This is a genomic window from Limnohabitans sp. Jir61 (assembly GCF_003063545.1).
In the GTDB taxonomy this organism is placed as follows: Bacteria; Pseudomonadota; Gammaproteobacteria; order Burkholderiales; family Burkholderiaceae_C; genus Limnohabitans.
Genome location: NZ_NESD01000001.1, coordinates 662,428 through 688,025 on the forward strand (window position 1 = coordinate 662,428; position 25,598 = coordinate 688,025).

The 25,598-nt window shown below is 53.8% G+C and carries 26 protein-coding genes and 1 riboswitch; of the genes, 18 read left to right on the forward strand and 8 right to left on the reverse strand.

The features are described 5' to 3' along the window. Position 1 precedes the first annotated feature (1 nt). Together B9Z35_RS03245 and B9Z35_RS03250 are read right to left on the reverse strand one after the other, a co-directional pair. Positions 2-2,977 (reverse strand): CHAT domain-containing protein, encoded by a 2,976-nt coding sequence (locus tag B9Z35_RS03245; RefSeq protein ID WP_158268109.1) that lies wholly within the window; start codon positions 2,975-2,977, stop codon positions 2-4. 107 nt (positions 2,978-3,084) lie between these two features. Beyond that, complete coding sequence (locus tag B9Z35_RS03250; RefSeq protein WP_108282210.1) at positions 3,085-3,528, reverse strand: universal stress protein; 444 nt, start codon at positions 3,526-3,528, stop codon at positions 3,085-3,087. Between the two features lie 106 nt (positions 3,529-3,634). Between B9Z35_RS03250 and B9Z35_RS03255 the strand changes: the two genes are divergently transcribed. The 8 genes from B9Z35_RS03255 (at position 3,635) to B9Z35_RS03290 (ending at position 10,981) form a co-directional block, all read left to right on the forward strand. Further along, on the forward strand, positions 3,635-5,890 hold the full coding sequence (locus B9Z35_RS03255) for a cation-translocating P-type ATPase (RefSeq protein ID WP_108282211.1): 2,256 nt from the start codon (positions 3,635-3,637) through the stop codon (positions 5,888-5,890). After that, the gene (ccoS, locus tag B9Z35_RS03260; RefSeq protein WP_108282212.1) at positions 5,890-6,027 is read left to right on the forward strand and encodes a cbb3-type cytochrome oxidase assembly protein CcoS; all 138 of its coding nucleotides are present in this window, start codon (positions 5,890-5,892) and stop codon (positions 6,025-6,027) included. The genes B9Z35_RS03255 and ccoS overlap by 1 nt, the downstream gene beginning before the upstream one ends. Positions 6,028-6,089: 62 nt before the next feature. After that, positions 6,090-7,517 carry a cytochrome-c oxidase, cbb3-type subunit I gene (gene ccoN / locus B9Z35_RS03265; RefSeq protein ID WP_108282213.1) on the forward strand — a complete coding sequence of 476 codons (1,428 nt, stop codon included), beginning with the start codon at positions 6,090-6,092 and terminating at the stop codon, positions 7,515-7,517. A 10-nt stretch (positions 7,518-7,527) separates the two neighbouring features. After that, positions 7,528-8,151, forward strand: a complete 624-nt coding sequence (gene ccoO / locus B9Z35_RS03270; protein WP_108282214.1) for a cytochrome-c oxidase, cbb3-type subunit II — start codon at positions 7,528-7,530, stop codon at positions 8,149-8,151. Between the two features lie 12 nt (positions 8,152-8,163). Continuing rightward, positions 8,164-8,301, forward strand: a complete 138-nt coding sequence (locus B9Z35_RS03275; protein ID WP_108282215.1) for a cbb3-type cytochrome c oxidase subunit 3 — start codon at positions 8,164-8,166, stop codon at positions 8,299-8,301. Between the two features lie 31 nt (positions 8,302-8,332). After that, the gene (gene ccoP, locus B9Z35_RS03280; protein ID WP_108282216.1) at positions 8,333-9,250 is read left to right on the forward strand and encodes a cytochrome-c oxidase, cbb3-type subunit III; all 918 of its coding nucleotides are present in this window, start codon (positions 8,333-8,335) and stop codon (positions 9,248-9,250) included. A gap of 84 nt (positions 9,251-9,334) precedes the next feature. Then, the gene (gene ccoG, locus B9Z35_RS03285) at positions 9,335-10,705 is read left to right on the forward strand and encodes a cytochrome c oxidase accessory protein CcoG (protein ID WP_108282802.1); all 1,371 of its coding nucleotides are present in this window, start codon (positions 9,335-9,337) and stop codon (positions 10,703-10,705) included. Between the two features lie 6 nt (positions 10,706-10,711). Then, complete coding sequence (locus B9Z35_RS03290) at positions 10,712-10,981, forward strand: FixH family protein (RefSeq protein ID WP_108282217.1); 270 nt, start codon at positions 10,712-10,714, stop codon at positions 10,979-10,981. A gap of 14 nt (positions 10,982-10,995) precedes the next feature. Here B9Z35_RS03290 and fnr read toward each other — a convergent pair whose 3' ends face one another. Beyond that, a complete protein-coding gene (gene fnr / locus B9Z35_RS03295; protein WP_108282218.1) occupies positions 10,996-11,712 on the reverse strand; it encodes a fumarate/nitrate reduction transcriptional regulator Fnr in 717 nt (238 codons plus the stop codon). 88 nt (positions 11,713-11,800) lie between these two features. On the opposite strand from fnr, the gene hemN reads away from it, so the two are divergent. Next, positions 11,801-13,189 carry an oxygen-independent coproporphyrinogen III oxidase gene (gene hemN / locus B9Z35_RS03300; protein WP_108282219.1) on the forward strand — a complete coding sequence of 463 codons (1,389 nt, stop codon included), beginning with the start codon at positions 11,801-11,803 and terminating at the stop codon, positions 13,187-13,189. Then, a complete protein-coding gene (locus tag B9Z35_RS03305; RefSeq protein WP_108282220.1) occupies positions 13,189-13,902 on the forward strand; it encodes a sulfite exporter TauE/SafE family protein in 714 nt (237 codons plus the stop codon). The genes hemN and B9Z35_RS03305 overlap by 1 nt, the downstream gene beginning before the upstream one ends. On the opposite strand, the gene B9Z35_RS03310 is transcribed toward B9Z35_RS03305, so the two are convergent. From B9Z35_RS03310 to B9Z35_RS03320, 3 genes are all read right to left on the reverse strand, one after another. Next, on the reverse strand, positions 13,903-14,718 hold the full coding sequence (locus B9Z35_RS03310) for a sulfite exporter TauE/SafE family protein (protein ID WP_199219754.1): 816 nt from the start codon (positions 14,716-14,718) through the stop codon (positions 13,903-13,905). A 220-nt stretch (positions 14,719-14,938) separates the two neighbouring features. Continuing rightward, positions 14,939-15,244, reverse strand: coding sequence for a cell division protein ZapA (locus tag B9Z35_RS03315; protein WP_108282222.1), 306 nt, complete (start codon positions 15,242-15,244; stop codon positions 14,939-14,941). Further along, positions 15,241-15,468: a DUF904 domain-containing protein gene (locus B9Z35_RS03320; protein ID WP_108282803.1), complete on the reverse strand. Its 228-nt coding sequence runs from the start codon at positions 15,466-15,468 to the stop codon at positions 15,241-15,243. Before B9Z35_RS03320 ends, B9Z35_RS03315 begins: the two co-directional genes overlap by 4 nt. Positions 15,469-15,503: 35 nt before the next feature. After that, positions 15,504-15,749, forward strand: a riboswitch (cobalamin riboswitch). A gap of 74 nt (positions 15,750-15,823) precedes the next feature. On the opposite strand from B9Z35_RS03320, the gene B9Z35_RS03325 reads away from it, so the two are divergent. The 7 genes from B9Z35_RS03325 to B9Z35_RS03355 are packed head-to-tail and all read left to right on the forward strand — an operon-like array spanning position 15,824 to position 23,246. Continuing rightward, positions 15,824-17,698, forward strand: a complete 1,875-nt coding sequence (locus B9Z35_RS03325) for a TonB-dependent receptor domain-containing protein (protein WP_108282223.1) — start codon at positions 15,824-15,826, stop codon at positions 17,696-17,698. A 5-nt stretch (positions 17,699-17,703) separates the two neighbouring features. Beyond that, positions 17,704-18,507 carry an ABC transporter substrate-binding protein gene (locus tag B9Z35_RS03330; protein ID WP_108282224.1) on the forward strand — a complete coding sequence of 268 codons (804 nt, stop codon included), beginning with the start codon at positions 17,704-17,706 and terminating at the stop codon, positions 18,505-18,507. Next, the gene (locus tag B9Z35_RS03335) at positions 18,500-19,399 is read left to right on the forward strand and encodes an ABC transporter substrate-binding protein (protein ID WP_108282225.1); all 900 of its coding nucleotides are present in this window, start codon (positions 18,500-18,502) and stop codon (positions 19,397-19,399) included. The genes B9Z35_RS03330 and B9Z35_RS03335 overlap by 8 nt, the downstream gene beginning before the upstream one ends. Continuing rightward, positions 19,396-20,409, forward strand: coding sequence for an iron ABC transporter permease (locus B9Z35_RS03340; RefSeq protein ID WP_199219755.1), 1,014 nt, complete (start codon positions 19,396-19,398; stop codon positions 20,407-20,409). Before B9Z35_RS03335 ends, B9Z35_RS03340 begins: the two co-directional genes overlap by 4 nt. Next, the gene (locus B9Z35_RS03345) at positions 20,406-21,179 is read left to right on the forward strand and encodes an ABC transporter ATP-binding protein (protein ID WP_108282226.1); all 774 of its coding nucleotides are present in this window, start codon (positions 20,406-20,408) and stop codon (positions 21,177-21,179) included. The genes B9Z35_RS03340 and B9Z35_RS03345 overlap by 4 nt, the downstream gene beginning before the upstream one ends. 15 nt (positions 21,180-21,194) lie before the next feature. Beyond that, a complete protein-coding gene (cobO, locus tag B9Z35_RS03350) occupies positions 21,195-21,764 on the forward strand; it encodes a cob(I)yrinic acid a,c-diamide adenosyltransferase (RefSeq protein ID WP_108282227.1) in 570 nt (189 codons plus the stop codon). Positions 21,765-21,779: 15 nt separating this feature from the next. Then, positions 21,780-23,246 carry a cobyric acid synthase gene (locus B9Z35_RS03355; RefSeq protein ID WP_108282228.1) on the forward strand — a complete coding sequence of 489 codons (1,467 nt, stop codon included), beginning with the start codon at positions 21,780-21,782 and terminating at the stop codon, positions 23,244-23,246. A gap of 5 nt (positions 23,247-23,251) precedes the next feature. On the opposite strand, the gene nth is transcribed toward B9Z35_RS03355, so the two are convergent. Next, positions 23,252-23,890 (reverse strand): endonuclease III, encoded by a 639-nt coding sequence (gene nth, locus B9Z35_RS03360; protein ID WP_108282229.1) that lies wholly within the window; start codon positions 23,888-23,890, stop codon positions 23,252-23,254. A gap of 33 nt (positions 23,891-23,923) precedes the next feature. Between nth and B9Z35_RS03365 the strand changes: the two genes are divergently transcribed. Beyond that, positions 23,924-25,114: a PLP-dependent aminotransferase family protein gene (locus B9Z35_RS03365; protein ID WP_108282230.1), complete on the forward strand. Its 1,191-nt coding sequence runs from the start codon at positions 23,924-23,926 to the stop codon at positions 25,112-25,114. Between the two features lie 117 nt (positions 25,115-25,231). Here the strand turns inward: B9Z35_RS03365 and gcvH are convergent, their stop codons facing one another. After that, on the reverse strand, positions 25,232-25,594 hold the full coding sequence (gene gcvH / locus B9Z35_RS03370; protein ID WP_108282231.1) for a glycine cleavage system protein GcvH: 363 nt from the start codon (positions 25,592-25,594) through the stop codon (positions 25,232-25,234). Positions 25,595-25,598: the final 4 nt, after the last annotated feature.

Below are 25,598 nucleotides of genomic sequence, written 5' to 3' on the forward strand. Positions count from 1 at the left end.
CTCATCGAGCCCCCTCGCCAACCAGTGCGTAAGGCGCCCAGTAGGTAGGGTGCGCATACATTGGTGTTTGCATCAAGCTCAACATAGACTGGCGCAAAGCCTGCGCACGGCTGATTTGGGGTTGGTTTTTGTAGACCTCAAATGTTTTTGTTGTCAAACGCATCGCACTTTCGCTCTCGACCGACCAATGCGTCACTAGCAAGCTTCTGCCACCAGCGTAGAAAAATCCACGTGCTAGCCCCGATAAAGCTTCTTCGACTTTTCCATCTGCACCCGCTGTATTGCAAGCGGATAGGACTACCCAATCTGCATTCAATCTAAGACCCATCACATCTTCAAGTGTAAGTAAGGGTGAGCTATTAGGCTCTGACACGGCTGACATAGCGAGTGCAGGTTGTTCCAATTTGGGAAGATCGCCAGGAAGAAGGCCATGTGTTGCGAATACGATGATTTGTCTTTCAGCCAATGAGTTGTTGTCGCTGGCTTTGATGACGGAATCGCGCGTGGCATCTTTGCCTAAATAAATGTCTGTTGTGGCATTTGCATTCAGAACTTTGGCAAGTGCTAGCACCTCATCCTTGGTTTCAGGCAGAGGTGGCAGTGTGGCGTATTGAAGTTGATCGACAGCATTTTTTTCCAAATCGCCACGTGCAGAACGTTTGGTTAGAACCGAGCGAACAGCGTGCTTGTCGCTGTTGCTTGCTTCGTTGAGTGCAAAGGTCGGGTCACCCCAAGCCATAAGTGGTTTGGTGCCTGATGGCGTTTTACTCAGTTGTTTGAGTGCGACCCATGCATTAGGCGACGACACATGACTGATGGCCATGTCACGAATCAACCAAGGTGCTTGGGCGTAGTCGTTCTTGTTCCAAGGTTGTTTGACCAGAACTGCAAATGGAAGTTGTCCCAACGCGCCTGATGTGGCGACGATGAGATGCTCTTTGCCTGTTAATAGATCTTCAATCGGTCCCAACAGCTGTTGATAGAGCCTGTAGGACTCATCAAATCGAAATTTAGGGGCTTTAGGCCCAAGATCAGCTACATCGAGTGTTGTCCGAATCGATTTGACCAACTGGGCAATTTGCTGCTTGTTCAGTGTGCTGCGCTGCAACCGCGTTTTTCCATCTTTCGAAATTCCAAAAATGTATGTTTCACCATCCATGGGTACCAAACTAACAAACACATCTTTGGGCGAAAGTAGGTTTGCAATTTCGTTGGGTGTTGGCGCCTTAGGTTGCAGCAGCTGAAAGTATTCCGGAAACTCTTTTTGAATCTGAGATTTGTATGTTTTTCTCAAGCCTTCAAGTTCGATCACACGCTGACGCATAGTCTTGACAACCTCAGGTGTGAGTCGTTGTTGTTGTGATTCGCCCGCTTGAGAAACGATATAGCCGTAAAGTGTGGTGAGTTCAGTTTTTGCGTCTTGGTCAAGTCTGGCAACTTCACCCAATCCCGGCTTTTTAATGGCTGCGCGTGCAGCGGCTTCTGAAATGGCCTGCTGGACACCAGAGGCCATTAAATGTGTCGAAGCGGCAAATGCTTTGCCTGCAGCTTCGGGATTTGACGCTTGCGTGTTTGCCAGCAAGCGAATATATGTTTTGTAAATATCTTGTCGAAGCGATAAGCGAAATGGCGACTCTTCGAATTGAGTGGACAGGGTGTCAGGCGCACTCAAATCTCGCACAGCTTGCTCAAGTTCTGTCAGGGCTAGCTCTTGCTGTGATTTGTCTTGCGCCAATGACATGCCATACAAACCACGTTTGAAGGCGGTGAAGTAGTGATTCGCACCGAAGTTGTTGCTGGCCCAATCTAGCGTGCCCTTAAACATTTCGGCGGCATCACTTGCTCTGCCATTGTTTAGAAGCGTTAACCCTCTCAAGTCCACCATTCTCGCGATTGGCTTGATCCGTACATTGCTGCCAATAGCACTGTCAATGCTGTCGAACTCTTGCATGGCATCTTTCCAGCGGCCTTGTGCAATCAAACCTTTGTTGATGCGCATGCGTGTCCAAACGGATTGTGCAGTTGCATCAGAAAGTCCGGACTTGAGTTGAACGCTGCGAACCATTTGCGCAACTCGTAGAGAATCGTTGTAACGTCCTTGTGCGAAATACAAGTCGGAAACCCAACGGTAAAAGAAGACCATTTGATCTTCCGTAAATTGGTAATTTTTATATATAGCCAGTGCTTCACGCAAAGACTCTTCAGCTTCGAAAAGACGGCCAGCATTTATTTGAGCGACTGCTACTTCTACGGCAGAGCTTGCGTGCCAAGACCTTCCGTATTGCACTTGTCGTGCAGGCGCTAGATTTTCCCATTGACGCAATTCAAGCCCTTTCGCTTGCGCTGTTTTGGCGGCATCAATCGACGCATCGAAGTGTCCCTGACGTATCAGCAGACGAGCTTTGGTTTTATAGAACTCCATCTCTGCGCGAATCGACCAGTAACCAATGGCATTGCTTCTGAATCGGCCGAACTCGCGCGCAATCATGGGCTCAGCTTCGTCTAATAATGCTTTTGCTTTTTTGAGTTGATGCTCTTCAATGTAGCCTTCGGCGAGGCGAGCGCGTACACGAACCATGTGCACTGGGTGCGTTTGCTGACGCAACACTTCCTCCATCAAAGCGAAACCTTCGGCTGTGTTGCTAGATGAATTCATCAAAAATGACCCAAGCGTCCACTTCGCATCGATGCCTGGAGATGCGGCTAACCAAGCGCGAAGGACGCGCTCTCGTTCGTTGGGGTCACCTAAACGAAAGGCGGCGGCATCACGTGCTTGGTACCACTGATCGAGTGAGTTGTAAGTGAGTCCCTCAGGTTGTGGTTGCTGAAGCAACGTGCGCAGCTCTTGCGCCTCGGCTGGAGATATTTTTTGAAGTGCCGTGAGTTCCTGCGCATGTAAAGCGACGCTGGCAAATATGCAGCAGAGAAATGCGCTGCAGCAGCGATTGATCAAACGATGGAGGTGTGGCGTCAGCATGTTCATTTGATAAGCATACCAATTGCCAAAGCAAATGGGGAGTGGTTTTTACGACGCCCATGAAAAACGCCCAGTCAGAACTGGGCGCTTTTATTAATCAATAAGGATCAACGAAGTACCAGAACTGGCACACTGGCGTGCGTCAAGACTTGTTGTGTTTCGCTGCCCAACAGCAAACGCTTGATGCCACGGCGACCGTGTGAAGCCATCACGATCAAATCTACTTTGTGTTTTTTCGCAGCGGCAATCAGTGCATCAGAGACAATGTCAGACTTGACGACCACGGCCTTGGCGGTCACGCCTTTGGCTTTGGCAGCTTTCAGCACAGCGTCCAACACTTTTTGAGCACCGTCAGTCCAGCCTGTCTCAATTTTGGAAATCTCAGTGGCAGACAAAGGCAACGAGCCTTCGAAGTAGCTTTGTGGGTAACGTGGTGTCACTTTGACGGCAATCAATTCAGCGCCACTCAAAGCAGCCAGTTCGATGGCGCTAGAAATGGCTTTCTTTGACAATGTCGAGCCGTCGGTGGCCACCAAAATTCGTTTGTACATAAACTGCTCCTTTTGTTGATTTCGCATTGAGCTTACTCTGTTTGGCTGCGAGGGTTTTGACCCAAGTCAAGTTCAGATCAGGGCGAACCGTTAGGCTATGGACCTTATGCATTCAGATTCTTCGATGGCTGTTTTGCTGGATGACCGCCAAGAGTGGTTGCGATTCAGCCAACCGCACAAAGTCAAAAACTCCCAAGATAGCGGTGACAACTGGGATTCCCATGTGGTGATTCAAGGCATGCACTGTGCCGCTTGTGCCTTCACGGTGGAAGAGGCATTGCTCACTGTGCCGGGCGTCCGCTCTGCCGAAGTCAATGCGTCGACACACCGCGCCAAAGTGGTGTGGTCAGCGGATGTGGTCAAACCTTCCGAATGGATAGCCGCCATTGCCAAAGCAGGCTATGGCGCACTTCCTGCTGCTGACAGTAGCTTGCGCCAAGCGCGCCACGAAGAAGGTCGCCGCGCCCTGTGGCGTTGGTTGGTCGCTGGCTTTTGCATGATGCAAGTCATGATGTACGCCTATCCCGCATACGTGGCGCAAGACGGCGACATCACTCCCGATATGGTTTTTTTATTGCGCTGGGCTTCATGGGTGCTGTCGTTGCCAGTCGTCTTATTTTCGTGCGGACCCTTCTTCAGCAATGCTTGGCGTGACATTCGTGCGCGTCGTGTGAGCATGGATTTGCCGGTGGCGCTGGGCATGGCAATCACGTTCTTGCTCAGCACGGTTGCCACGTTTGAGCCGAATGGCATGTTTGGTGCTGAGGTGTATTACGACTCGCTCACCATGTTCGTGTTCTTCTTGCTCACAGGCCGGTGGCTTGAGCTGCGTGTGCGCGACCGCACGGCGGGCGCTCTGGAAACCTTGATGAACCGCTTGCCCAACAGTGTGGAGCGTCAGCTGCCAAATGGTGAGTTTGAGCGCGTGGCCGTTCGCCGTGTGCTGGTAGGCGATGTGATTCGTGTGTCGCCTTCAGAAAGTTTTCCTGCAGACGGTGTCATTCTGCAAGGCCAGACCTTGGCGGATGAGGCCTTGCTCACCGGCGAGTCACGTCCGCAAGCTCGTGCAGTGGGTGACTCGGTAGTGGCGGGTAGCCACAACCTGAGCGGCATCGTCACCGTGCGGGTGGTGCAAGTGGGCGAGGGTACGCAGTTCTCGCAAATCGTGTCCTTGATGGAAAACGCTTCGCTACAAAAGCCGCGCTTGGCCCAGTTGGCAGACCGAATTGCCAAACCTTTCTTAATTGGGGTGTTGGTGCTGGCTGCGTTGTCCGCTGTGTATTGGTGGCCTACCAATCCCGGCCACGCCTTGATGGTGGCGGTGGCGGTGCTGGTGGTCACGTGCCCTTGTGCTTTGTCTTTGGCGACACCGGCTGCGATGTTGGCGGCTGCTGGCAACCTCGCACGCCACGGGGTGCTGGTTCGTAACCTGCAAGCCCTAGAGTCCTTGGCTGAGATTGACACGGTAATTTTTGACAAAACCGGCACGCTCACCCAAGACGGCCAACGCATCACGCAGGTCATCACAGCGGAGGGTGTGGCACCTGAATACGCCTTGCGCTTAGCAGCCGCATTGGCCAAGCATTCCTTGCATCCTTTGTCGCGCGCTTTGGTTAAAGCACAAGAAGCGTCAGGGCAGGTTGATGCTGTGCAAGCGCAAGATGTAAACGAAATGATTGGTCTTGGCTTAGAGGCACATGTGGATGGCTTGTTGCGCTTGGGTTCTGCCAAATTTTGCTCACCAAAAACTAAGGGAATACCCGACAAAGCCAGTGTTTGCCAAGTACACTTATGCACTGAAAACGAGTGGCTAGCCAGCTGGCAACTGTCTGAAGATGTCCGTGCTGATGCGGTGCAAACCGTGCAAGCGCTGAAAAGTCTGAATCTGGATGTGTGGTTGTTGTCTGGCGATCGGCCTGAGTCAGCCCAGCTTGTGGCCCAAGAAGTGGGCATTACCCAAGCATTTGGGGCGTGTACACCGCAAGACAAGCTCTCTCGCATGCAAGCTGCGCAGTCGCAAGGCGCGCGGGTCGCAATGGTGGGGGATGGTCTGAATGACGGCCCTGTCTTAGCTGGTGCGCATGTGTCCATGGCATTTGGTAATGCAGTGCCCTTGGCTCAGTCCAAATCGGACTTGGTCTTGATGGGCGGCAGCTTGTTGGTGGTGGCGCAAAGCGTTAAGTTGGCCAGACACACCCTGCGGGTGGTCAAGCAAAACTTAGTGTGGGCTGCTGCTTACAACGCTTTGTGCGTGCCGTTGGCGGTGGTGGGTTTGTTGCCTGCGTGGCTGGCTGGACTTGGCATGGCGCTGAGCTCGTTGTGGGTCGTACTGAACTCTTTGCGACTCACCAAAGGATTTTGATGGATATCTTGTATTTGTTGATCCCGCTGTCAGTGCTTTTGGTGCTTTTTATATTGGGTGGCCTCTGGTGGGCCATTCACAAAGGCCAATTTGACAGCGTGGAGCAAGAAGGCGAGCGTATTCTTCGAGACGATTGATTTGAATCAATAACTCCTTGGAGTTATTTGAGGATACTGGTTTGAAAAATGAAAGGTGACCGATGAACTCATCACAGCACGCTGTTTACAACGACTCAGTTGTACGGCAGTTTTCCATCATGGCGGTGGTTTGGGGTGTGGTTGGCATGTTGGTAGGCGTGATCATCGCTTCTCAACTCGCTTGGCCAGAACTGAACTTTGGTATCCCTTGGTTGACTTACGGCCGTCTGCGTCCGTTGCACACCAATGCGGTGATCTTTGCGTTCGGCGGTTCTGCGCTGTTCGCCACCAGCTACTACGTGGTGCAGCGCACCTGCCACACAGCTTTGTTTTTGCCTAAGCTGGCTTCCTTCACCTTCTGGGGTTGGCAGTTGGTGATCTTGGCTGCAGCTATCAGCTTGCCTTTGGGTTTCACACAAGGTAAGGAATACGCTGAGCTCGAGTGGCCCATCGACATTTTGATTGCTGTAGTGTGGGTTGCCTACGCTGTGGTGTTCTTCGGTACCGTCGGTACACGTAAGGTCAAACACATCTACGTGGCCAACTGGTTCTACGGTGCGTTCATCATTGCAGTGGCTTTGTTGCACATCGTCAATAGCGCTGCGATTCCTGCAGGCATGATGAAGTCTTACTCTGCTTACGCTGGCGCACAAGATGCGATGGTGCAGTGGTGGTACGGCCACAACGCAGTGGGCTTCTTCTTGACGGCCGGCTTCTTGGGCATGATGTATTACTTCATCCCTAAACAAGCGGGTCGCCCTGTGTACTCGTATCGTTTGTCGATTGTTCACTTCTGGGCTTTGATCTTCACTTACATGTGGGCGGGTCCTCACCACTTGCATTACACCGCTTTGCCTGACTGGACTCAGTCCGTCGGTATGGTGTTCTCCTTGGTGTTGTTGGCTCCCAGCTGGGGCGGCATGATCAACGGCATCATGACCTTGTCTGGCGCATGGCACAAACTGCGTGATGACCCTATCCTGCGCTTCTTGATCGTGTCTTTGTCGTTCTACGGCATGTCCACCTTCGAAGGCCCCATGATGGCCATCAAAACTGTGAACGCGTTGAGCCACTACACAGACTGGACCGTCGGCCACGTGCATTCAGGTGCTTTGGGTTGGGTGGGCTTGGTGTCCATGGGTTCGATCTACTTCTTGATTCCTAAGTTGTTCGGCCGCAAGGAAATGTTCAGCGTCAAGGCCATCGAAGTTCACTTCTGGTTGGCCACCATCGGTATCGTGTTGTACATCGCTGCGATGTGGATTGCCGGTGTGATGCAAGGTTTGATGTGGCGCGCTATCAACGCCGACGGCACATTGACATACACCTTCGTTGAGTCTGTCAAAGCCACTTATCCGTTCTACGTGATTCGTGTGTGCGGTGGTCTGCTGTACTTGAGCGGCATGATCATCATGTTGTGGAACGTTGCAAAGACAGCTCTCGGCGGTCAAACCGTTAGCGTTGCCATTCCAGCACCTGCACACGCCTGAGGAGAAATAAATGTCTGATAACAATTCCAAAGGCTTCTCCCACGCTAGCGTGGAGACCAATAACTTTTTGATGATCGTGTTGATCTTGATCGCGGTCGCCTTCGGCGGCTTGGTTGAGATCGTGCCTTTGTTTTTCCAAAAATCCACCACTGAACCTGTGACCGGCGTGAAGCCTTTGACAGCGTTGCAGTTGGCGGGGCGCGATGTGTACATCCGCGAAGGTTGCTACAACTGCCATTCACAAATGATCCGTCCTTTCCGGGCAGAGACACTGCGCTACGGTCACTATTCAGTAGCAGGCGAGTCTGTGTATGACCACCCCTTCCAATGGGGCAGCAAGCGCACAGGTCCAGACTTGGCTCGCGTAGGCGGCAAGTACAGCGACGAATGGCACCGTGTTCACTTGAACAACCCACGTGATTTGGTGCCTGAGTCCAATATGCCTGCATATCCTTGGCTGACCACCGCGTTGGTCGATGCCGATGCATTGCCAGCACACATGAAGGCTTTACGCACAGTGGGTGTGCCATACACGGATGAAGAAATCGCTAAGGCGACAGAAGAAGTCACGGGTAAAACTGAGATCGAAGCTGTTGTTGCTTTCCTCCAATCTCTGGGCCTTGCGCTCAAATAAGGAGACTCATCCATGGATGTCAACGATCTGCGAATCATCACCACGGTGCTTTCATTCACGGTATTCATCGGCATCATGGTGTGGGCTTTTTCTCGACGTAACAAAGAAGATTTTGAGGCAGCATCGAAGCTGCCCCTCGATCAAGACTAAGGCCTAGAGGTCTTTGTAAAGGAATCGAATCATGAGTGATTTCACAAGTAATTTTTGGTCGATCTTCGTATCTGCCATCTCCATTTTGGGCATCGTGTACTGCGCGTTTTTGCTGTGGTTCTCGGCCAAAGTTAAGGTTTCGGCACACGAAGAAGACGGCACAACTGGCCACGTGTGGGATGAAGACCTGCGCGAAATGAACAACCCTTTGCCACGTTGGTGGTTGTGGCTGTTCATCATCACCATGGTGTTTGCTGCGGTGTATTTCATTGCCTACCCCGGTTTGGGTAGTTTTGGCGGCAAATTGGGCTGGACCTCACAGAACCAATACGAAGCCGAAGTGGCCAAGGCCAACAAAGACCTCGAGCCTTTGTATGCAGCCTTCAACGCACAAACACCTGAGCAACTGTCTCAAGACCCCAAAGCCATGGCTGTGGGTGAGCGTTTGTTCATGAACAATTGCGCACAGTGTCACGGCTCTGACGCGCGTGGTTCAAAAGGCTTCCCTAACTTGACCGACAAGGACTGGTTGCACGGCGGCACACCCGACAAAATCAAGGAAACGTTGACCAAAGGTCGTATTGGTCAAATGCCTCCCATGGCTGCTGCCGTAGGTACACCTGACGATGTTCGTAACGTTTCTCACTACGTGTTGAGCTTGTCTGGTAGCCCACACGACTCCGTGCGAGCTGCATTGGGTAAAGGTAAATTCGGCGCGTGTGCTGCATGTCACGGTCCTGATGGCGCTGGTATGCAAGCGGTTGGCTCTGCCAATCTGACCGACAAGATTTGGTTGCACGGTTGGGGTGAAGCGGCCATCACGGCCATGATCAACAACGGCAAAATCAACCAAATGCCTGCACAAGAAGGTCGTTTGACTACGTCACAAATTCACGTGTTGACTGCTTATGTTTGGGGCTTCTCTAACAAACCTACTGTCACGAAGTAATCTGCTTTGAATTCTGCTGACGACTCTAAGCAGCGCAAAACCATCCCCATCGTTCCAGAGCCTTCGGGCTCTGCGGACGAGGTGATGGTTTCGCTTTATGCTGCATCTAAAAAAATTTACCCTCGCTCTGTCGAGGGTATCTTTGCTTATTGGCGCTGGATTTTTGTTGTCCTGACGCAATTGATTTTTTATGGCTTACCTTGGATTGAATGGGGTACACGCCAAGCGGTGTTGTTTGATCTAGCATCGCGCCGTTTTTATATATTTGGTTTGGTCTTGTACCCGCAAGACTTTATTTACCTCACCGGCTTGTTGGTGATTTCGGCATTGGCGCTGTTTTTATTTACTGCAGTAGCAGGGCGCTTGTGGTGTGGCTATGCCTGCCCGCAAACGGTGTACAGCGAAATTTTCTTGTGGATTGAGCGCAAGATTGAGGGCGATCGTTCAGCCCGCATGCGTTTGGATGATGCAGATTTTTCACTCGAGAAACTGGTTAAAAAATGGTACAAACATTTCATCTGGATCTTTCTTTCGATCTGGACAGGTTTTACCTTTGTCGGCTACTTCACACCCATCCGTGAATTGGTCATGGAGTTTTTCCTAACGCAAATGTCGTCGTGGGAACTCTTCTGGGTCTTCTTCTATGCGTTCGCCACCTATGGCAACGCCGGCTTCATGCGTGAGCAGGTTTGTAAATACATGTGCCCGTATGCTCGCTTTCAAAGCGCGATGTTTGATAACGACACGCTCATCGTCACCTATGACGCAGAACGTGGAGAACCACGCGGTCCACGTGCTAAAAGTGCCGATGTGGCAGCTTTGAATTTAGGTGCATGCGTGGATTGCACTTTGTGCGTGCAGGTGTGCCCTACGGGTATTGATATTCGAGATGGTTTGCAATACGAATGCATTGGCTGCGGTGCGTGTGCTGACGTGTGCGACACCGTGATGGACAAGCTGGGCTATGCCAAAGGTTTGGTGAGGTATTCCACGCAAAACGCACTTGACAACAAGTGGACGCCCCAACAAATCTGGCAGCGCGTGATGCGCCCAAAGGTTCAGATTTACACCATGATTTTGGTGGCGGTCACCTTGGGGCTGCTGGTCTCACTTGGTTTGCGAACGCCGTTCAAAGTCGATGTCGTGCGTGATCGTTCCACTTTGTCGCGCATCACAGAAAGCGGCACGCTCGAAAACGTGTATCGCTTGCAAATCATGAACGCGGCAGAAGTTCCGCGAACATACCATTTGTCTGTGAACGGCTTACCCAATCTCAAAATTACCACTCAAACAGATGTCACTGTCGAAGCAGCGCAAGCTCGGTGGGTTGTGCTGAGTGCTGAAATTCCTTATGGTTCAGCAGACAGCGGTTCACACAAAATTCAATTTGAAGTGCAAGCCATAGGCAGCGATGACTTCGTCATCGAAAAATCAGTCTTCATTGTTCCAAGATAAATCATCATGAAAAACGAAACACCAGATACCAAACCTTGGTGGCAATACGGTCACGTGTGGCTCATCATTGCGGGGCCTGCGGCTGTGGTGGTGGCAGGCTTTGTGACACTGGCCATTGCCATTCGCACGCCTGACCCTGTCATTGCGGAGGACTATTACAAGCGTGGTTTGGACATCAACAAAACATTAGCTGCTGAAAAAGACCTTCAGCTCGCACCCGCCATGGAATCTCGCAACCATGTGGTGACACCTAAGTCAGAACCCGCCAAGCCCTGAGCGGGGGCTGTTTTTTAGCAGGTTTGTGAGTTGACAATGAGCTTGAGCCCGTCTGGGTTCAAGATGCGCACATGGCGTTGTTTGACCTCGACAATGCCGTCATCAACAAACTTCGAAAAGGTGCGGCTCACGGTTTCTAACTTGAGGCCCAAGTAGCTACCGATTTCTTCGCGTGTCATACGCAGAACCAACTCTGATTGAGAGAATCCACGCGCGTGCAAGCGTTGCACGAGGTTGAGCAAGAAGGCTGCCAAACGCTCTTCAGCGCGCATGCTACCCAACAGCAACATCACGCCGTTTTCGCGCACGATTTCACGGCTCATGATTTTGTGCACGTGGCGTTGTAGCGAGGTGATTTCGCGAGATAGCTCTTCAATGCGGTCAAACGGCATGACGCACACCTCGGCGTCTTCCAATGCCACGGCATCACAGGTATGGTGGTCGCTCACGATGCCATCCAAGCCAATGATTTCACCAGCCATCTGAAAACCAGTCACTTGGTCGCGACCGTCCTCTGCTGAAATACGTGTTTTAAAGAACCCTGTGCGAATGGCGTACAAGGCATTGAACTTGTCACCATTTCTAAACAGGTTGTCGCCACGTGCCACCTTACGGCGGGTGGCTACCACTTCGTCCACGCGTTCCATTTCGCTCTCATTCAAGCCAAGTGGCATGCAGAGTTCGCGCAAATTGCAGTTGGAACAGGCGACTTTGATACTGGTGAGACTCATTGGAACAGACGGACGTTTGTGTTGATGCAGGTCAACTTTTTGAAGCTGTTGAACCCCTATTATGGAGCGCAAATATAGATGTGAACTTATGCATTCTCTTGTGTTAAATCCAGAACTCTTGCAACGCTACGATGTGGCGGGGCCGCGTTACACCTCGTACCCCACAGCGGATCGATTTGTGGAGGCGTTTGGTGAAGCAGATTATCTGCAAGCACTTGAGCAACGCCGTGATGGGTTGGGCGCCAAAGCCTATCCGTTGTCACTGTACGTGCACATCCCGTTTTGTGAATCGCTTTGTTATTACTGTGCGTGTAACAAGATCATCACCAAGCATCATGAGCGAGGTGCCGAGTATTTGCATTACCTCGCGCGTGAGGTTGACCTCAACATTGCGCACCTAGGCCAAGGACAGGTGGTCTCACAGTTGCATTTGGGCGGTGGCAGTCCCACGTTTTTGAATGACGCTGAATTGACGCAGTTGATGACCATGCTGCGACGCAACTTTCAGTTCACGCCAGGCGGTGAATATTCGGTAGAGATTGACCCTCGCACCGTGACGCGTGAGCGCTTAGCTCATTTGGCAGAGCTTGGCTTTAACCGTTTGAGCTTTGGCGTGCAGGACTTTGAGCCTGCTGTGCAAAAAGCCGTGCACCGCATTCAACCTGCGGAGCAAGTGTTTGACTTGGTCGCTGCTGCTCGAGAGCTTGGTTTTGAGTCTATCAATGCGGACTTGATTTATGGCTTACCTATGCAAACGCCAGAAACCTTTGAGCGCACGCTAGAGCAAATCACACAGCTGCGCCCAGACCGCATTGCCTTGTACGCCTACGCCCATTTGCCCGAGCGCTTCAAGCCGCAGCGCCGCATTCACACCCAAGATTTACCGCCTGCGGCGTCTAAGCTGGTGATGCTCTCGAGTGCCATGCGCGTGTTGATGGCTGCGGGCTATGTCTATGTGGGCATGGATCACTTCGCTTTGCCAAACGATGCTTTGGCTGTGGCCAAACGCCAAGGTCGCTTGCATCGCAACTTTCAGGGCTACAGCACACAACCCGATTGCGACTTGATTGCTTTGGGCGTCTCGTCGATCGGCCGCGTGGGCCCGACCTTCAGTCAAAACGTGAAGACCTTAGACGAGTACTACGACTTGCTCAACCAAGGCCGCCTGCCTGTCGTGCGTGGCATGGCCTTGAGCCGTGATGATTTGGTGCGTCGTACCGTCATCATGGCGCTGATGTGTCAGGGCAGCGTATTGTTTGAATCGGTGGAGTTGGCGCATTTGGTTGATTTCAAGCAGTACTTTGCGCCGGAGATGGAAACCTTAGTTGCCATGCAAGACCAAGGCTTGTTGAGCATCGACGACACTGGCATTCATGTGACCGAACTGGGCTGGTTCTTTGTGCGTGGCGTCGCCATGGTGTTTGACAAATACCTTCAAGCCGACAAGAACCGCGCAAGGTTCTCTAAAATCATCTGATGAACACAACTTTGGCCCTCACCGCACTCCTCATGGGGCTAGCGGGTGGGCCGCACTGCTTGGCCATGTGCGGTGCGACCTGTGCAGGCATTGGGCGTGCCGCCCAAAAGCAAACAGGCGGGCAGGGCGTGTCCGCCATGCTCTTATTTCAACTCGGCCGCATCATTGGCTACAGTGCATTAGGCGCCTTAGCCGCCAGCACCATGCAGGGCGTGGGTTGGCTCAGCACGCAATCGGCTGTTTTCCGTCCCGTATGGACCTTGATGCACATCGTGGCCTTCATGGTGGGTGGCTTGTTGCTGTGGCGTGGTGAACAACCTATTTGGCTGGAAGACTTTGGACGTGGCATTTGGCGTCGTGTGCAAAGCATGACGGCCCACCTCAAATTGCGCAATGGCGGCGCGGTCATTCTTGGTGTCTTGTGGGCTTTGATGCCTTGCGGTTTGCTTTACGGTGCGCTCTTGGTGGCGGCACTTAGCAACAGCCCGCTAGAGGGCGCAGGCGTGATGGCCTTGTTTGCCTTGGGTAGCGCTGTGGTGCTGACGATTGGGCCTTGGGTCTGGCTGCGCCTGCGCGGTGGGCAAAGCATCACCACAGGGAGCGGTGCATGGGGTGTGCGTTTGGCTGGCTTAGCCCTAGCCGCTAGTTCGGGTTGGACCTTATGGATGGGTCTGGTGGAGTACCAAGCTCCGTGGTGCTTGGTGCCTCAGTAATTAGCTCGCGATGCCTTTGTAAAGCATGTAAGCCGCCAGCACATACAAGACGCTGGCAAACACGCGTTTGAGTTTTTTCACGGGCAGCATGTGTGCCGCCTTGGCACCTAAAGGGGCAGTGAATACGCTACAAGCCGCAATCACCACCAAGGCGGGTACCCAAATAAAACCAAAGGCATCGTCAGGCAAACCTTCTACCGACATGCCGCTGATGATGTAGCCCGCCACGTTGGCCACCGCAATGGGGAAGCCCAAAGCTGCACTGGTTGCTACGGCGTTGTGAATGGCCACGTTGCACCATGTCATGAACGGCACGCTGATAAAACCACCGCCCGCGCCGACCAAGCCAGATATAAACCCAATCACACCACCTGCGCCCATCAGGCCTGCTGTGGCGGGCACTTGACGTGTGGGCGCTGGTTTTTTGTCTAAGAACATTTGCGTGGCTGAGAAGCCCACAAACAAACCAAAGAAGATCGCCAAGTAAGAGCCTTTGAGCCAGTAAAACACGCCCAAGCTGCCAATCATGCTGCCCAACACAATGCCGGGGGCCAAGCCTTTGACCAAATCCCAACGCACTGCGCCGCGCTTGTGGTGCGCGCGCACGCTAGAGACAGAGGTGAAGATGATGGTGGCCATGGAGGTGGCAATGGCCATCTTGACGGCGAGGTCTGCATCGACACCTCGGTGCGAGAGCATGAACGTGATGAAAGGCACCATCACCATCCCGCCGCCAATGCCCAGCAGGCCTGCTAAAAAGCCGGTGCAAATACCAAGCGTGGCAAGTTCAAGAATCAGTTGGGGTTGGAGGTCCATCGGGATGCCGGCCTTAAAGATTAAAAGGTGTCTGCAAGGCTCCCCGAGGCCGTCATCCTGAACCGGGGGTTCAGGTGGGCGAGGTCAGGTCAACGTTGGGTTCATCTGACGCGAGACGATCACGCTCATCAACCGATGTTCCAAGCCCGAGCTCTATGAGCATTGGTTCAAGGAAATATAAAGCCTCAAGGACTTGCAGACGCCTTGATTGTAGGCGTGCTTATATGAGTTGGTTGTCGCGTGCGAGCACTGCATCCATGCGCTGCAGCAAGCTGTGCAGATCGGTGCTGGAGGTGCCGCTATCGCCACTGGCTTGAACAGTAGCAGGGCGGTCGGTCAAGTCGAAAGCCAAGTTGAGAGCGGCCAAGACCGCAATGCGGTCACGGGCTTTGATTTTGCCAGCATCGCGAATCTTGCACATGGCTTCGTCCACTTTGCCCACGGCTTGCCCCAAACGCGTTTCGCCACCTTCGGGGCAACCCAGCACATAGCCTTGGCCCATGATTTGAACTTCGATTTGCTTCACGCGGTGTCCTTTGTCTGAGCCTCTGTGCCTTGAGGCAGGCGATCAATCAATGCGTCAATGCGGTGGCGGGCAGCGCCTAAGCGAGACTTGAGTAAGTCGCGCTCATGCGTGAGCTCTTGCACTTGGGCTGCCAGCAATGCATTGGTGCGTTGAAGTTCTTCGTGACGCAGCAGCAAGTGCTCGACGCGCTGGGCAATTTGATCGATCAGGGGTGTTTGTGACATGGCCATCGGATTTTAAGGTGGCTGCAAGGTAAATCGTTAAAATTATCAATGTTGGTGCTCGAGGTGTGGTTCACACGCCTCAGTTCAACGGGAAGCAGGAGGGTTGCGTCGACCAGCTCGACAAAAACCAAACCTGCGCTGCCCCCGCAACGGTCAAGCGGACGAGCCCTTTGGCTCCGCTTCTGTCACACAAGCCACTGAGCGCCTTGAACAAGCGCTTGGGAAGGCGACAGAGGTAGTCTCCGCCAGCCCGGATACCGGCCAACAAGGTGGCGGTGCGTCTAAACGCATCGCTAAATCGCTCAAGCACTGTCGGGGAAGGCGGTGAGAGCATGTAAGTGTTGGTATTTAAATCATGAAGAAATCTATTCGCGCACGCGCGTTTGCTCCTGCGCTTTCCGTTTTGTCACTGGCTGTTGCTGCGTCTGTGCAGGCACAGGGGATTGAAATTAATCCGGTGGTTGTGTCTGCAACACGTATGGAGCAGCCTTTGTCGGAGGTGTTGTCTTCGGTGTCTGTGATTACTCGCGCAGACATCGACAAGTCGCAAGCGGCCAGCCTGGCAGACTTAATTCAAGGCGAAGCAGGTTTTGAGTTTGGTCGTAATGGCGGGCCTGGGGCGACCACTTCGTTTTTTATGCGTGGTCAAGAAAGTAAAAACGTGTTGGTATTGATTGACGGTGTTCGCTCACAAATCGATGGCAACGGCTCTTTGACAATCACGGACTTGCCTTTGGCTCAAATTGAGCGCGTCGAAATATTGCGTGGCAACGCCGGTGCCATGTACGGCGAGTCTGCAATCGGTGGCGTGATCAACGTCATCACGCGTACGGGTAAGGGCACGCCAAAAGCATACGGTTTAGCGACTGTTGGATCGCATAAGACGGCAGAGTTGAGCGTTGGCTATGGTGGGCAATTGGATGGCACAAGTTTTGATCTGAACGCAGGTAGCTCGGGTACGAGCGGTTTCTCGGCCATGGATGCGAATCAAAACGTTCATGTGAATCCAGACCGTGACAGCTACCGCAGTCAATATGTCGCTGGCAAAGTGGATCAAAAAATTGACCGAACTTTGCAGGTTGGTTTGCGCGCCAATCTGAAAAATGCAGTTTCTGACTATGACAGTGGCAGCAACAGTGCATTGAAAACAGATGCGCATCAATTTCAAGTCAAGACAGATGCCGTGGGTGGATATGTACGCAAGTTGTTGACGCAGGATTTTTCGACAAATTTAGACATCACATCTTCTAATTTTTCATATGACGATTTGAAAAACGGCGCTCGTTTGTCAGATGGCTTGTATCGGGGGCACCAAGATGCCTTGCGTTGGTCTAACAGCTATGAGCTTTTCTCATCTACCAATGCCGTGTTTGGCTTGGATCGTTCCCGTGAAAAGTTCAATCAGTTGAGTACCTATGACATGCAGCGTAATACAACAGGTTACTTTGCGGGTATCACATCCAAACTTAAGAGCTGGACCTTGCAGGCCAATGCTCGTCGAGACTCGCTGACGATGGGCCGTGTTGCGAGTGGTGCAGGAACTGTCAACGATTTCTCTGCAAATACTTACTTGCTCGGAGCAGGTTATCAACTGGACAAGCAGTGGCGATTGACCTCGACAGTCTCTAATGGTTTTCGCGCTCCAACTGCGGGTGAATTGTTTGGCTGGGGCGGAAATCCGAATTTGGTGCCAGAGACACATCGCTCCCAAGAGCTTGGGCTTGTCTACAGCGTCGAAAAAGCGCTGGCCCGTTTGGTTTACTTTCAAACCCGTACACAAAATGCAATCAGTTCGGATAGTAACTGGGTCAATGCCAATATTGGCGAGGTTCGAAACAAAGGTTATGAGCTGACGGTTCGAGCGGACCTCTTGGGTAATAACGTGAAGGGCGCTTTGGTTTTCCAAGACCCTTGGAATGTTACCGATGGCTACGTACCTGGTCGTCGTGCCAAGCAGTACGGAACACTTGATGTGTCTCGTTGGATTCATGGGCATGAAGTCGGCGCTAAATTGATTGGTTCTGGTGAACGGGGCAATTTTAATGAACCTCAATCACAAATGCTGGCTGGCTATTCCACTTGGACTTTTTACGCCAGCCGCAGGATCGACGCAAATTGGACGGGACGTGTGAAATTAGAAAATGCCTTTAATCGCAACTACGAACTGGCTGGCGGCTACAACACCCCAGGTCGCGGTATCTTTGCAACCTTGCAATACCAACCCAAGTAATTTGAATGCTTGATCTATACCCCCAACGCATCGTCTGCCTCACCGAGGAAACGACGGAGTGGCTGTATATGCTGGGGGAAGAGGCGCGTATTGTGGGCATCTCGGGTTACACCGTGCGCCCGCGTCGTGCACGTGATGAAAAGCCCAAAGTCAGCGCGTTCTTGAGTGCCAAGATTGACAAGATCTTAGAACTCAAGCCCGACTGCGTGTTTGGGTTCTCAGACTTGCAGGCCGACATCGCGGCCTTGCTTATCCGTGCTGGTGTGCAGGTCACGGTGTTCAACCAGCGCAGTGTGGACGAGATTTTTTCGATGCTCTATCAAGTGGCTGCAATGGTGGGCCAAGCAGAGCAGGGCTTGCAGCGACTGCAGCAAATGCGTGAGCAGTTGGATTCCATTCAACAAACCGCCGCCAAATTCAAGCGTCGGCCCAAGGTGTATTTTGAAGAGTGGGACGATCCGCACATCAGTGGCATCCGTTGGGTGTCTGAGCTGATTGGTATTGCCGGTGGTGACGATTGTTTTCCTGAGTTGGCGCAAATGCCGATGGGCAAAGACCGCATCATTGCCAACGGTCAAGCCATTGTGGATCGTGCACCCGACATCATCATTGGCTCTCTGTGCGGTAAGAAGTTTCGTCCTGAGAAGGCCGCCGCGCGCGATGGTTGGCAAGACGTGCCAGCGGTTCGCAAAAACCAAATTTTTGAAATTAAATCGGCCGACATCTTGCAGCCAGGCCCTGCATCCTTGACAGACGGTGTGGCGCAGTTGCACCGCATCATTCAGCAGTGGGAGGCGGCTTATGCTTAAACGTTTCCTCGCGTTATCCGTTTTATGGCTTATTGCCAGCGCCGCGCAAGCCTTGGTGTTGCGAGATGACCGCCAAGTCGAGGTGACCATTGCCAAGCCGCCGCAGCGCATCGTCAGCTTGTTGCCGTCACTTACCGAAACCGTCTGTGCTTTAGGTCAATGCCAAAAGTTGGTAGGCGTAGATCGCTACTCCAACTGGCCCGACAGCATTGCCAAGTTGCCACGCATGGGCGGTGGCATCGACCCCAATATTGAAAGCGTTGTAGCTGCTAAACCTGATTTGATATTAATGGCTACATCTGCACGTGGGGCAGAGCGCTTTGCCGCCTTGGGCCTAACGGTTTTGGCTCTAGAGCCGCGTTCGCATACCGATGTGCAGCGCGTCATGCGCATCGTGGCGCAGGCCTTGGATGTGCCGGTGGCTGAGAGTGACCGCGTGTGGCGTCACATCGATGCAGCGGTGAATGCGGCTGCACAGTCAATTCCTGCGCAGGCCAAAGGCCAGCGTGTGTACTTTGAAGTCAGCCGTGCGCCCTATGGCGCTAGCGAGTCGTCGTTCATTGGTGAAACTTTGCAGCGCTTGGGTGCTCGCAACATCTTGCCTGCTGCGCTTGGGCCGTTTCCCAAAATCAATCCAGAGTATGTGGTGCGTGCTCAGCCCGACATCATCATGGTGGGTGACAGCAACTTTGCCGACATGACTACACGCCCTGGATGGCAAAACATGCGAGCCATGCGCACTCAGCGTGTTTGCCATTTCAAATCAGAAGAGTCTGATGTGTTGGTGCGCGCTGGCCCTCGTATGGCAGAAGCTGCGCGCTTGATGGCCAAGTGCATGACTGACAAAGCCGAGGCAAGCAAAGTCAACGACAAACCGAAAGGTCAGCCATGACGATTCAAGGTGCGCGTTGGTCGCCATTGCTAGTGGTATTGAGCCTGTTGTTGCTCAGTGCACTCGGCATTGCACTCGGCAGCGCCGTGGGTAGCACTGGCTTTGAAAGCTGGCTCACCGTCATGCAAGACGACACTGCATGGCAAATCGTGTGGGACATTCGTTTGCCGCGCAGCGTGGGCGCATGTGCAGCGGGTGCATTGCTTGGGCTTGCAGGTGCATTGGCGCAAGGCTTGTTTCGTAACCCTTTGGCTGATCCGTATTTGCTAGGAAGCGCATCGGGGGCCTCGCTGGGTGTTGCTGTGGCCTTGACGCTGTTTGGTGGCAATCCGTTTGCGACTGAATTTTTGGTGCGTTTGGGTTTGACAGGCTCAGCGTTTATCGGGGCGGTGTTGGCTGTGTTGCTCACACTCGTGCTGGCGCGTGGCGTTCAACACACGTTGCGTTTGTTGTTGGCGGGCGTGATCGTGGGTGTGGTGCTGGGCGCTCTTGCTTCGCTTATTACCCTCATGCGCCCCGATGTGTTGCAAGGCATGCAAGGCTTCTTGTTGGGCTCAACCAGCTTCATTGGTTGGAATTCCTGTGCGTTGATGTTGGGTGTATTGCTCGTTTGCGTGGCAGTCTCATTTGCATTGAGCCGTGTGCTGGATGCTTTGAGCTTGGGTGAATCCACTGCATTGAGTTTGGGTTTACCGCTCGCGCCCGTACGAGTGGCGCTGGTGTGTGTGTTGGCGCTGGCCACGGGGACGGCGGTTGCTCAAACGGGCTTGGTTGCTTTTGTCGGCTTAGCTGCGCCGCACTTGGTGCGCTCGCTGGTGAAGACCAAGCACAACTGGATTGTGTTGCTGTCGGCTTTAATGGGCGGTGTCTTGCTGCTGGCCGCTGACTTGTTGGCCCGCATGCTGTTGTCGCCTCAAGAGATGCCCGTGGGCGTACTAACTGCCGTGTTGGGCGGTGGCTATTTGCTGTGGCTGATGTATCGCGGTCAAACAACGAGGGCTGCACGATGAATTCGCCGCTGATGGCTTTGCGTGTGCGCGATGTGCATGTGTCTCTTGCGGGGCAAGAGGTGTTGCACGGGATTGATATCTCGTTTGTAGCAGGGCGTTGGACCAGCATCGTTGGCCCCAATGGTGCTGGCAAGTCCACCTTGCTCAAGGTCATGGCTGGGTTGTTGCCTTTCAGTGGCCGCATTTTTTTGTTTGACCAAGAGTTAATGGCGATGGACCGCAAGCAGCGCGCGCAGCAGCTGTCGTGGTTGGGTCAAAACGAATCAGTGTCTGATGACTTGCGTGTGTGGGATGTGGTCATGCTCGGGCGCATGCCTCATCAAGATTGGCTGGCTGCGCCCAGTACGCATGATCATGCGGTGGTGGAAACTGCTTTGAAAGCCACACAATCTTGGGAATGGCGCGAGCGTTCCATCGGTCAGCTCTCGGGTGGTGAACGTCAGCGCGTGTTGCTGGCCCGCGCCATGGCTGTGCAAGCGCAAGTGATGTTGATGGACGAGCCGCTTGCCAACCTAGACCCACCCCATCAAGTGGATTGGCTAGAGCAAGTGCGCTGCCTCACCGCGCAAAGCACCACCGTCATTAGCGTTCTGCACGAAGTGGGTATGGCCTTGCATGCGGATGACATGGTGGTCATGCAAACTGGCCGTGTGGTACACCAAGGTGCCTGCTCGGATGCGGCGACGCACCGTGCTGTTGAAGCCGTGTTTGACAAACGCATTGCCATTCATTCCCTAGATGGCCAGTGGGTGGCTGTGCCCAAGCTGTAACCAAAGCGCTGCAACATGAATATCGAAAAACCGCCTGTCAATTACGCGCGTGTCACGCCGCAAGTTGAGCGACGTGGCTTGCTCATCGTCAACACTGGGGACGGCAAAGGTAAAAGCACTGCAGCATTTGGCTTGGCCCTGCGCGCGCATGGCCGAGGTAAAGCGGTGAAGATTTACCAGTTCATGAAGGTGCCCACGGCGCGCTTTGGCGAACACCGCATGTTTGAACAACTCGGTATTTCGGTAGAAGGCTTGGGCGATGGCTTTAGTTGGAAAAGCAAAGACCTTGAACACTCGGCGCAACTCGCGCGCGACGGCTGGCAAAAAGCCAAGGCTGCGATTTTGAGTGGCGAGTTTTTCTTGGTGGTGTTGGATGAAATTACCTACCCACTCATTTACGGTTGGTTGCCGCTAGACGATGTGTTGGCTACCCTGCGTGCGCGGCCCACTGACGTGCATGTGTGCATGACTGGGCGTCGTTGTCCGACAGAGTTGATTGAGCTAGCCGATACGGTGACCGAGATGACCAAAATCAAACACGCCTTCAATGCAGGCATTCCCGCGCAACGCGGTATCGAAGATTAAATTTAAGGACTCGCCATGACGGCCAAGTGTGTGATGGTGTTGGGCACATCCAGCGGCGCTGGCAAAAGCTGGTTGACCACAGCGTTGTGCCGCTGGTATGCGCGTCAAGGCTTCAAAGTGGCCCCGTTCAAAGCGCAGAACATGAGCAACAACGCTCGCGTGGTGGCGTCGCACAACGGCCTAGGTGAAGTGGGCTCTGCCCAATACTTTCAGGCCCTCGCTGCCAAAGCCGAGCCCGATGTGCGAATGAACCCTTTGCTGCTCAAGCCCGAAGCCGACACGCACAGCCAAGTGGTTTTGCTGGGCAAGGTGAACAACGAACTAACGAACACGCCATGGCGCGGTCGAAGCGAAAAAGTTTGGCCGCAAATTGCAGCGTCTCTCGATGCTTTGCGTGCCGAAAACGATGTGGTGGTAATTGAGGGCGCGGGCTCGCCAGCCGAGATCAACCTCATGGCCAACGATATCGTCAATCTACGCGTCGCGCGTCATGGCGATGCGCGCTGCTTGCTGGTGACCGACATTGACAAAGGCGGTGCGTTTGCCCACTTGTACGGCACATGGGCCTTATTGCCACCAGAAGATCAAGCACGCATCACAGGCTTTGTACTCAACAAGTTTCGCGGCGATGCATCGCTGCTTGCGCCTGCACCTGAGATGATGCAAGAGCGCACAGGCGTGCCCACGGTGGCCGTGCTGCCCATGTGGTGGCAACATGGCTTGCCTGAAGAAGATGGTGTGTTTGATGACCGAAGTCGCGCCACAGGTGTAGTGAATAAAACCGTGGCCGTCATTGCCTACCCACGCATCAGCAACCTCGACGAATTTCAACCGTTAAAGAACGTGCCCGGTGTGCGCCTGTTGTGGGCGCGTAGCCCCGCCGATTTGGCTGGCTTGCAGGCTAGCGATTGGGTCATCTTGCCTGGCTCGAAGCACACCAGCAGCGACCTTGCTTGGTTGCGCAGCCAAGGCCTTGACGCTGCCATTGCTCAACATGCAGAGCAGAGCGGTGGGGTGTTGGGCATTTGTGGTGGCTTGCAAATGTTGGGCGAGGCTTTGATTGACACACACAGCATTGATGGCAATGCAGCCGGCTTGGGGCTGTTGCCTGTGGTCACGCAATTCGCCGCAGACAAAACCGTGCGGCGCACCGCAGCCAAGTTTGGCCAACTGCGCGGTGCTTGGTCTGCGCTGTCGGGCGTGCAGGTGAGTGGTTATGAAATTCACCACGGACAAACACAAGCCCACGCTGCCATGGCTGCCGCAGGACAAGTGGTACATGAGGTGATGCCAAGCTTGGCTTGGCAAAACGATGCAGGCAATGTGATGGGCTCGTACTTGCACGGTTTATTTGAAGACCCTGCCGTGTTGCAAGCCATGTTTGGTGCGCAAACGCCCACGCTAGAAACTGTGTTTGAAGGCTTGGCCGATTACCTAGATCAACACATGAGCACCGATGTGCTGCGTGGCCTTATCGCCTAAGCGGTTCAAGGCTTCGTCGTCTTCGGCTTGAAGCTACAAAACTCAGACACGCCACATTGCCAGCACAGTGGTTTGCGCGCTTGGCAAACATAGCGGCCATGCAAGATGAGCCAATGATGTGCGTCCACCAAGTACTGAGCAGGGATACGCTTCATCAGCTGCATCTCCACCGCGAGTGGCGTCTTGCCTGGTGCTAAGCCCGTGCGGTTGCCCACGCGAAAGATGTGCGTGTCCACCGCCATGGTGGGTTCGCCAAAGGCCACGTTTAGCACCACGTTGGCCGTTTTGCGACCCACGCCGGGTAGGGCTTCTAGCGCTTCGCGTGTGCGGGGGATCACCCCTTGATGTTGCTCCACCAAGATGCGGCAGGTTTGCATTAGGTGCTTGGCTTTGCTGTGATACAGGCCAATCGTCTTGATGTAGCCCTCAAGGCCTTCTAGGCCAAGGTCCAAAATTTGTTGCGGCGTATTGGCCACCGCAAACAGCTTGCGCGTGGCCTTGTTCACACCCACATCGGTGGCTTGGGCACTCAGCAGCACAGCGGCCAACAACTCGAACACGCTGGTATATTCCAACTCGGTATTGGGCTGCGGATTGGCTGCTTTCAGCGTCGCGAAAAAAGGCTCAATGTGCTGTGTTTTCATCCGTCCATTATTCCCCACGCTATGCCCTCAACTATGAAGTTTGCTGACCGCCTCAACAACGTTGAAACCTCCGCTATTCGTGAGCTGTTCAAGCTGCTGGGCAAGCCCGGCATCATCAGCTTTGCTGGCGGCTTTCCTGACAGCGCCATGTTTGACGTGCAAGGTATCCGTGAAGCCAGTGAAGCAGCGCTGACCCAAGAGCCAGGTGCTGCGCTGCAATACGGCGCAACGGAGGGCTACAACCCACTGCGCGAACAACTTGCGGCCTTCATGGCCAGCAAAGGTGTAAAGGGCTTAGACGCCAACGGCCTCATCGTCACCACCGGCAGCCAACAAGCGCTGGACCTGATTGCCAAGACTTTGCTCAACCCAGGCGATGTGGCTTTGGTCGAAGGCCCCACGTTCTTGGCCACCATCCAGTGCTTCCGTTTGTACGGCCCGCAAGTGGTGGGTGTGCCCATCGACGCGCACGGCGTGCAAGTGGACAAGCTCGAAGAAATGATGGTGCAACACAAGCCTAAGCTCGTGTACCTCATTCCCACTTTTGGTAACCCAAGCGGTGCCACCTTGAGCCTTGAGCGTCGCCTGCGCGTGCTCGAACTCGCCGTGAAATACAAAACCGTGGTGGTTGAAGACGACCCCTATGGCGACCTGTACTTTGGCGAAGCGCCACCGCCTTCGTTGCTCGCTTTGAGCGACCAAGTGCCGGGCAGCCGTGAGTGGCTGGTGTACTGCGGCTCGCTCAGCAAGGTGTTGTCACCCGGTCTGCGCGTGGGCTGGATGATTGCCCCGCCCGAGTTGTTGGCGCGCGCCACCATGTGCAAGCAGTTCAGTGATGCACACACCTCCACCTTTGCGCAAGCCACCGCCGCGCACTACCTCAAAGCAGGCCGCATGCCTGCCAACTTGGCGCATGTACGCAGTGTGTACGCTGAGCGCGCACAAGCCATGGGTGAAGCCCTGAAGCGCGAGCTGGGCGATGCCTTGACGTTCACGCAACCACAAGGCGGTTTGTTCTTCTGGGCCAACCTCACAGGCGCAGGCAGCAAAGTGAAAGACGGTAGCGAACTGGCCAAACGCGCGATTGAAAAAGGCGTGGCATTTGTACCGGGCGCACCGTTCTTTGCGAGCAACCCAGACACGACAGCGATTCGTTTGAGCTTTGCCACGGCGGATGTGGAGAAGATTAACGAGGGTATCGCCCGCTTGGGGCTGGCGCTTTAAAAAACGACCCGCAAGAAACTGCTTGGGGTAGGCAGCGCCGACCGACGCAATTGTGACGAAGTCTCTGAGGAGGGCGGCGCTGCCTGCCACAAGCAGCGCCTCGTCAACGAGAGAAAGTTAGCCTGCGATAGCCTGATAAGCCGCCGCATCCATCAACCCATCCAACTCAGCAGCATTGCTGAGCTTGACCTTGTAAAACCAGCCCGCACCCTCGGGGTCGCTGTTGGCCAGCGATGGGTCGGCGCGCAGGGCTTCGTTTTGCTCAAGGATTTCCACACTCGCGGGCATGTGCACATCAGCAGCGGCTTTGACCGACTCGACCACTCCGGCTACGGTGCCTTGTGCAGCGGCGGTGCCTACGGGTGCAAAGTCAACAAACACGATGTCGCCCAGCGTGTCTTGTGCGTGTTGGGTGATGCCCACCAAAGCGGTGTCGCCTTCGATGCGCACCCAAGTGTGTTCTGCGTGATATTTGTTCATAGTC

What these genes read in the sequence shown, in the direction of transcription:
- B9Z35_RS03245 (WP_158268109.1), bottom strand. Translation starts at nt 2,977, where the DNA reads ATGCTGACGCCACACCTCCATCGTTTGATCAATCGCTGCTGCAGCGCA.
- B9Z35_RS03250 (WP_108282210.1), bottom strand. Translation starts at nt 3,528, where the DNA reads ATGTACAAACGAATTTTGGTGGCCACCGACGGCTCGACATTGTCAAAG.
- B9Z35_RS03255 (WP_108282211.1), top strand. Translation starts at nt 3,635, where the DNA reads ATGCATTCAGATTCTTCGATGGCTGTTTTGCTGGATGACCGCCAAGAG.
- ccoS (WP_108282212.1), top strand. Translation starts at nt 5,890, where the DNA reads ATGGATATCTTGTATTTGTTGATCCCGCTGTCAGTGCTTTTGGTGCTT.
- ccoN (WP_108282213.1), top strand. Translation starts at nt 6,090, where the DNA reads ATGAACTCATCACAGCACGCTGTTTACAACGACTCAGTTGTACGGCAG.
- ccoO (WP_108282214.1), top strand. Translation starts at nt 7,528, where the DNA reads ATGTCTGATAACAATTCCAAAGGCTTCTCCCACGCTAGCGTGGAGACC.
- B9Z35_RS03275 (WP_108282215.1), top strand. Translation starts at nt 8,164, where the DNA reads ATGGATGTCAACGATCTGCGAATCATCACCACGGTGCTTTCATTCACG.
- ccoP (WP_108282216.1), top strand. Translation starts at nt 8,333, where the DNA reads ATGAGTGATTTCACAAGTAATTTTTGGTCGATCTTCGTATCTGCCATC.
- ccoG (WP_108282802.1), top strand. Translation starts at nt 9,335, where the DNA reads ATGGTTTCGCTTTATGCTGCATCTAAAAAAATTTACCCTCGCTCTGTC.
- B9Z35_RS03290 (WP_108282217.1), top strand. Translation starts at nt 10,712, where the DNA reads ATGAAAAACGAAACACCAGATACCAAACCTTGGTGGCAATACGGTCAC.
- fnr (WP_108282218.1), bottom strand. Translation starts at nt 11,712, where the DNA reads ATGAGTCTCACCAGTATCAAAGTCGCCTGTTCCAACTGCAATTTGCGC.
- hemN (WP_108282219.1), top strand. Translation starts at nt 11,801, where the DNA reads ATGCATTCTCTTGTGTTAAATCCAGAACTCTTGCAACGCTACGATGTG.
- B9Z35_RS03305 (WP_108282220.1), top strand. Translation starts at nt 13,189, where the DNA reads ATGAACACAACTTTGGCCCTCACCGCACTCCTCATGGGGCTAGCGGGT.
- B9Z35_RS03310 (WP_199219754.1), bottom strand. Translation starts at nt 14,718, where the DNA reads ATGGACCTCCAACCCCAACTGATTCTTGAACTTGCCACGCTTGGTATT.
- B9Z35_RS03320 (WP_108282803.1), bottom strand. Translation starts at nt 15,468, where the DNA reads ATGTCACAAACACCCCTGATCGATCAAATTGCCCAGCGCGTCGAGCAC.
- B9Z35_RS03325 (WP_108282223.1), top strand. Translation starts at nt 15,824, where the DNA reads ATGAAGAAATCTATTCGCGCACGCGCGTTTGCTCCTGCGCTTTCCGTT.
- B9Z35_RS03330 (WP_108282224.1), top strand. Translation starts at nt 17,704, where the DNA reads ATGCTTGATCTATACCCCCAACGCATCGTCTGCCTCACCGAGGAAACG.
- B9Z35_RS03335 (WP_108282225.1), top strand. Translation starts at nt 18,500, where the DNA reads ATGCTTAAACGTTTCCTCGCGTTATCCGTTTTATGGCTTATTGCCAGC.
- B9Z35_RS03340 (WP_199219755.1), top strand. Translation starts at nt 19,396, where the DNA reads ATGACGATTCAAGGTGCGCGTTGGTCGCCATTGCTAGTGGTATTGAGC.
- B9Z35_RS03345 (WP_108282226.1), top strand. Translation starts at nt 20,406, where the DNA reads ATGAATTCGCCGCTGATGGCTTTGCGTGTGCGCGATGTGCATGTGTCT.
- cobO (WP_108282227.1), top strand. Translation starts at nt 21,195, where the DNA reads ATGAATATCGAAAAACCGCCTGTCAATTACGCGCGTGTCACGCCGCAA.
- B9Z35_RS03355 (WP_108282228.1), top strand. Translation starts at nt 21,780, where the DNA reads ATGACGGCCAAGTGTGTGATGGTGTTGGGCACATCCAGCGGCGCTGGC.
- nth (WP_108282229.1), bottom strand. Translation starts at nt 23,890, where the DNA reads ATGAAAACACAGCACATTGAGCCTTTTTTCGCGACGCTGAAAGCAGCC.
- B9Z35_RS03365 (WP_108282230.1), top strand. Translation starts at nt 23,924, where the DNA reads ATGAAGTTTGCTGACCGCCTCAACAACGTTGAAACCTCCGCTATTCGT.
- gcvH (WP_108282231.1), bottom strand. Translation starts at nt 25,594, where the DNA reads ATGAACAAATATCACGCAGAACACACTTGGGTGCGCATCGAAGGCGAC.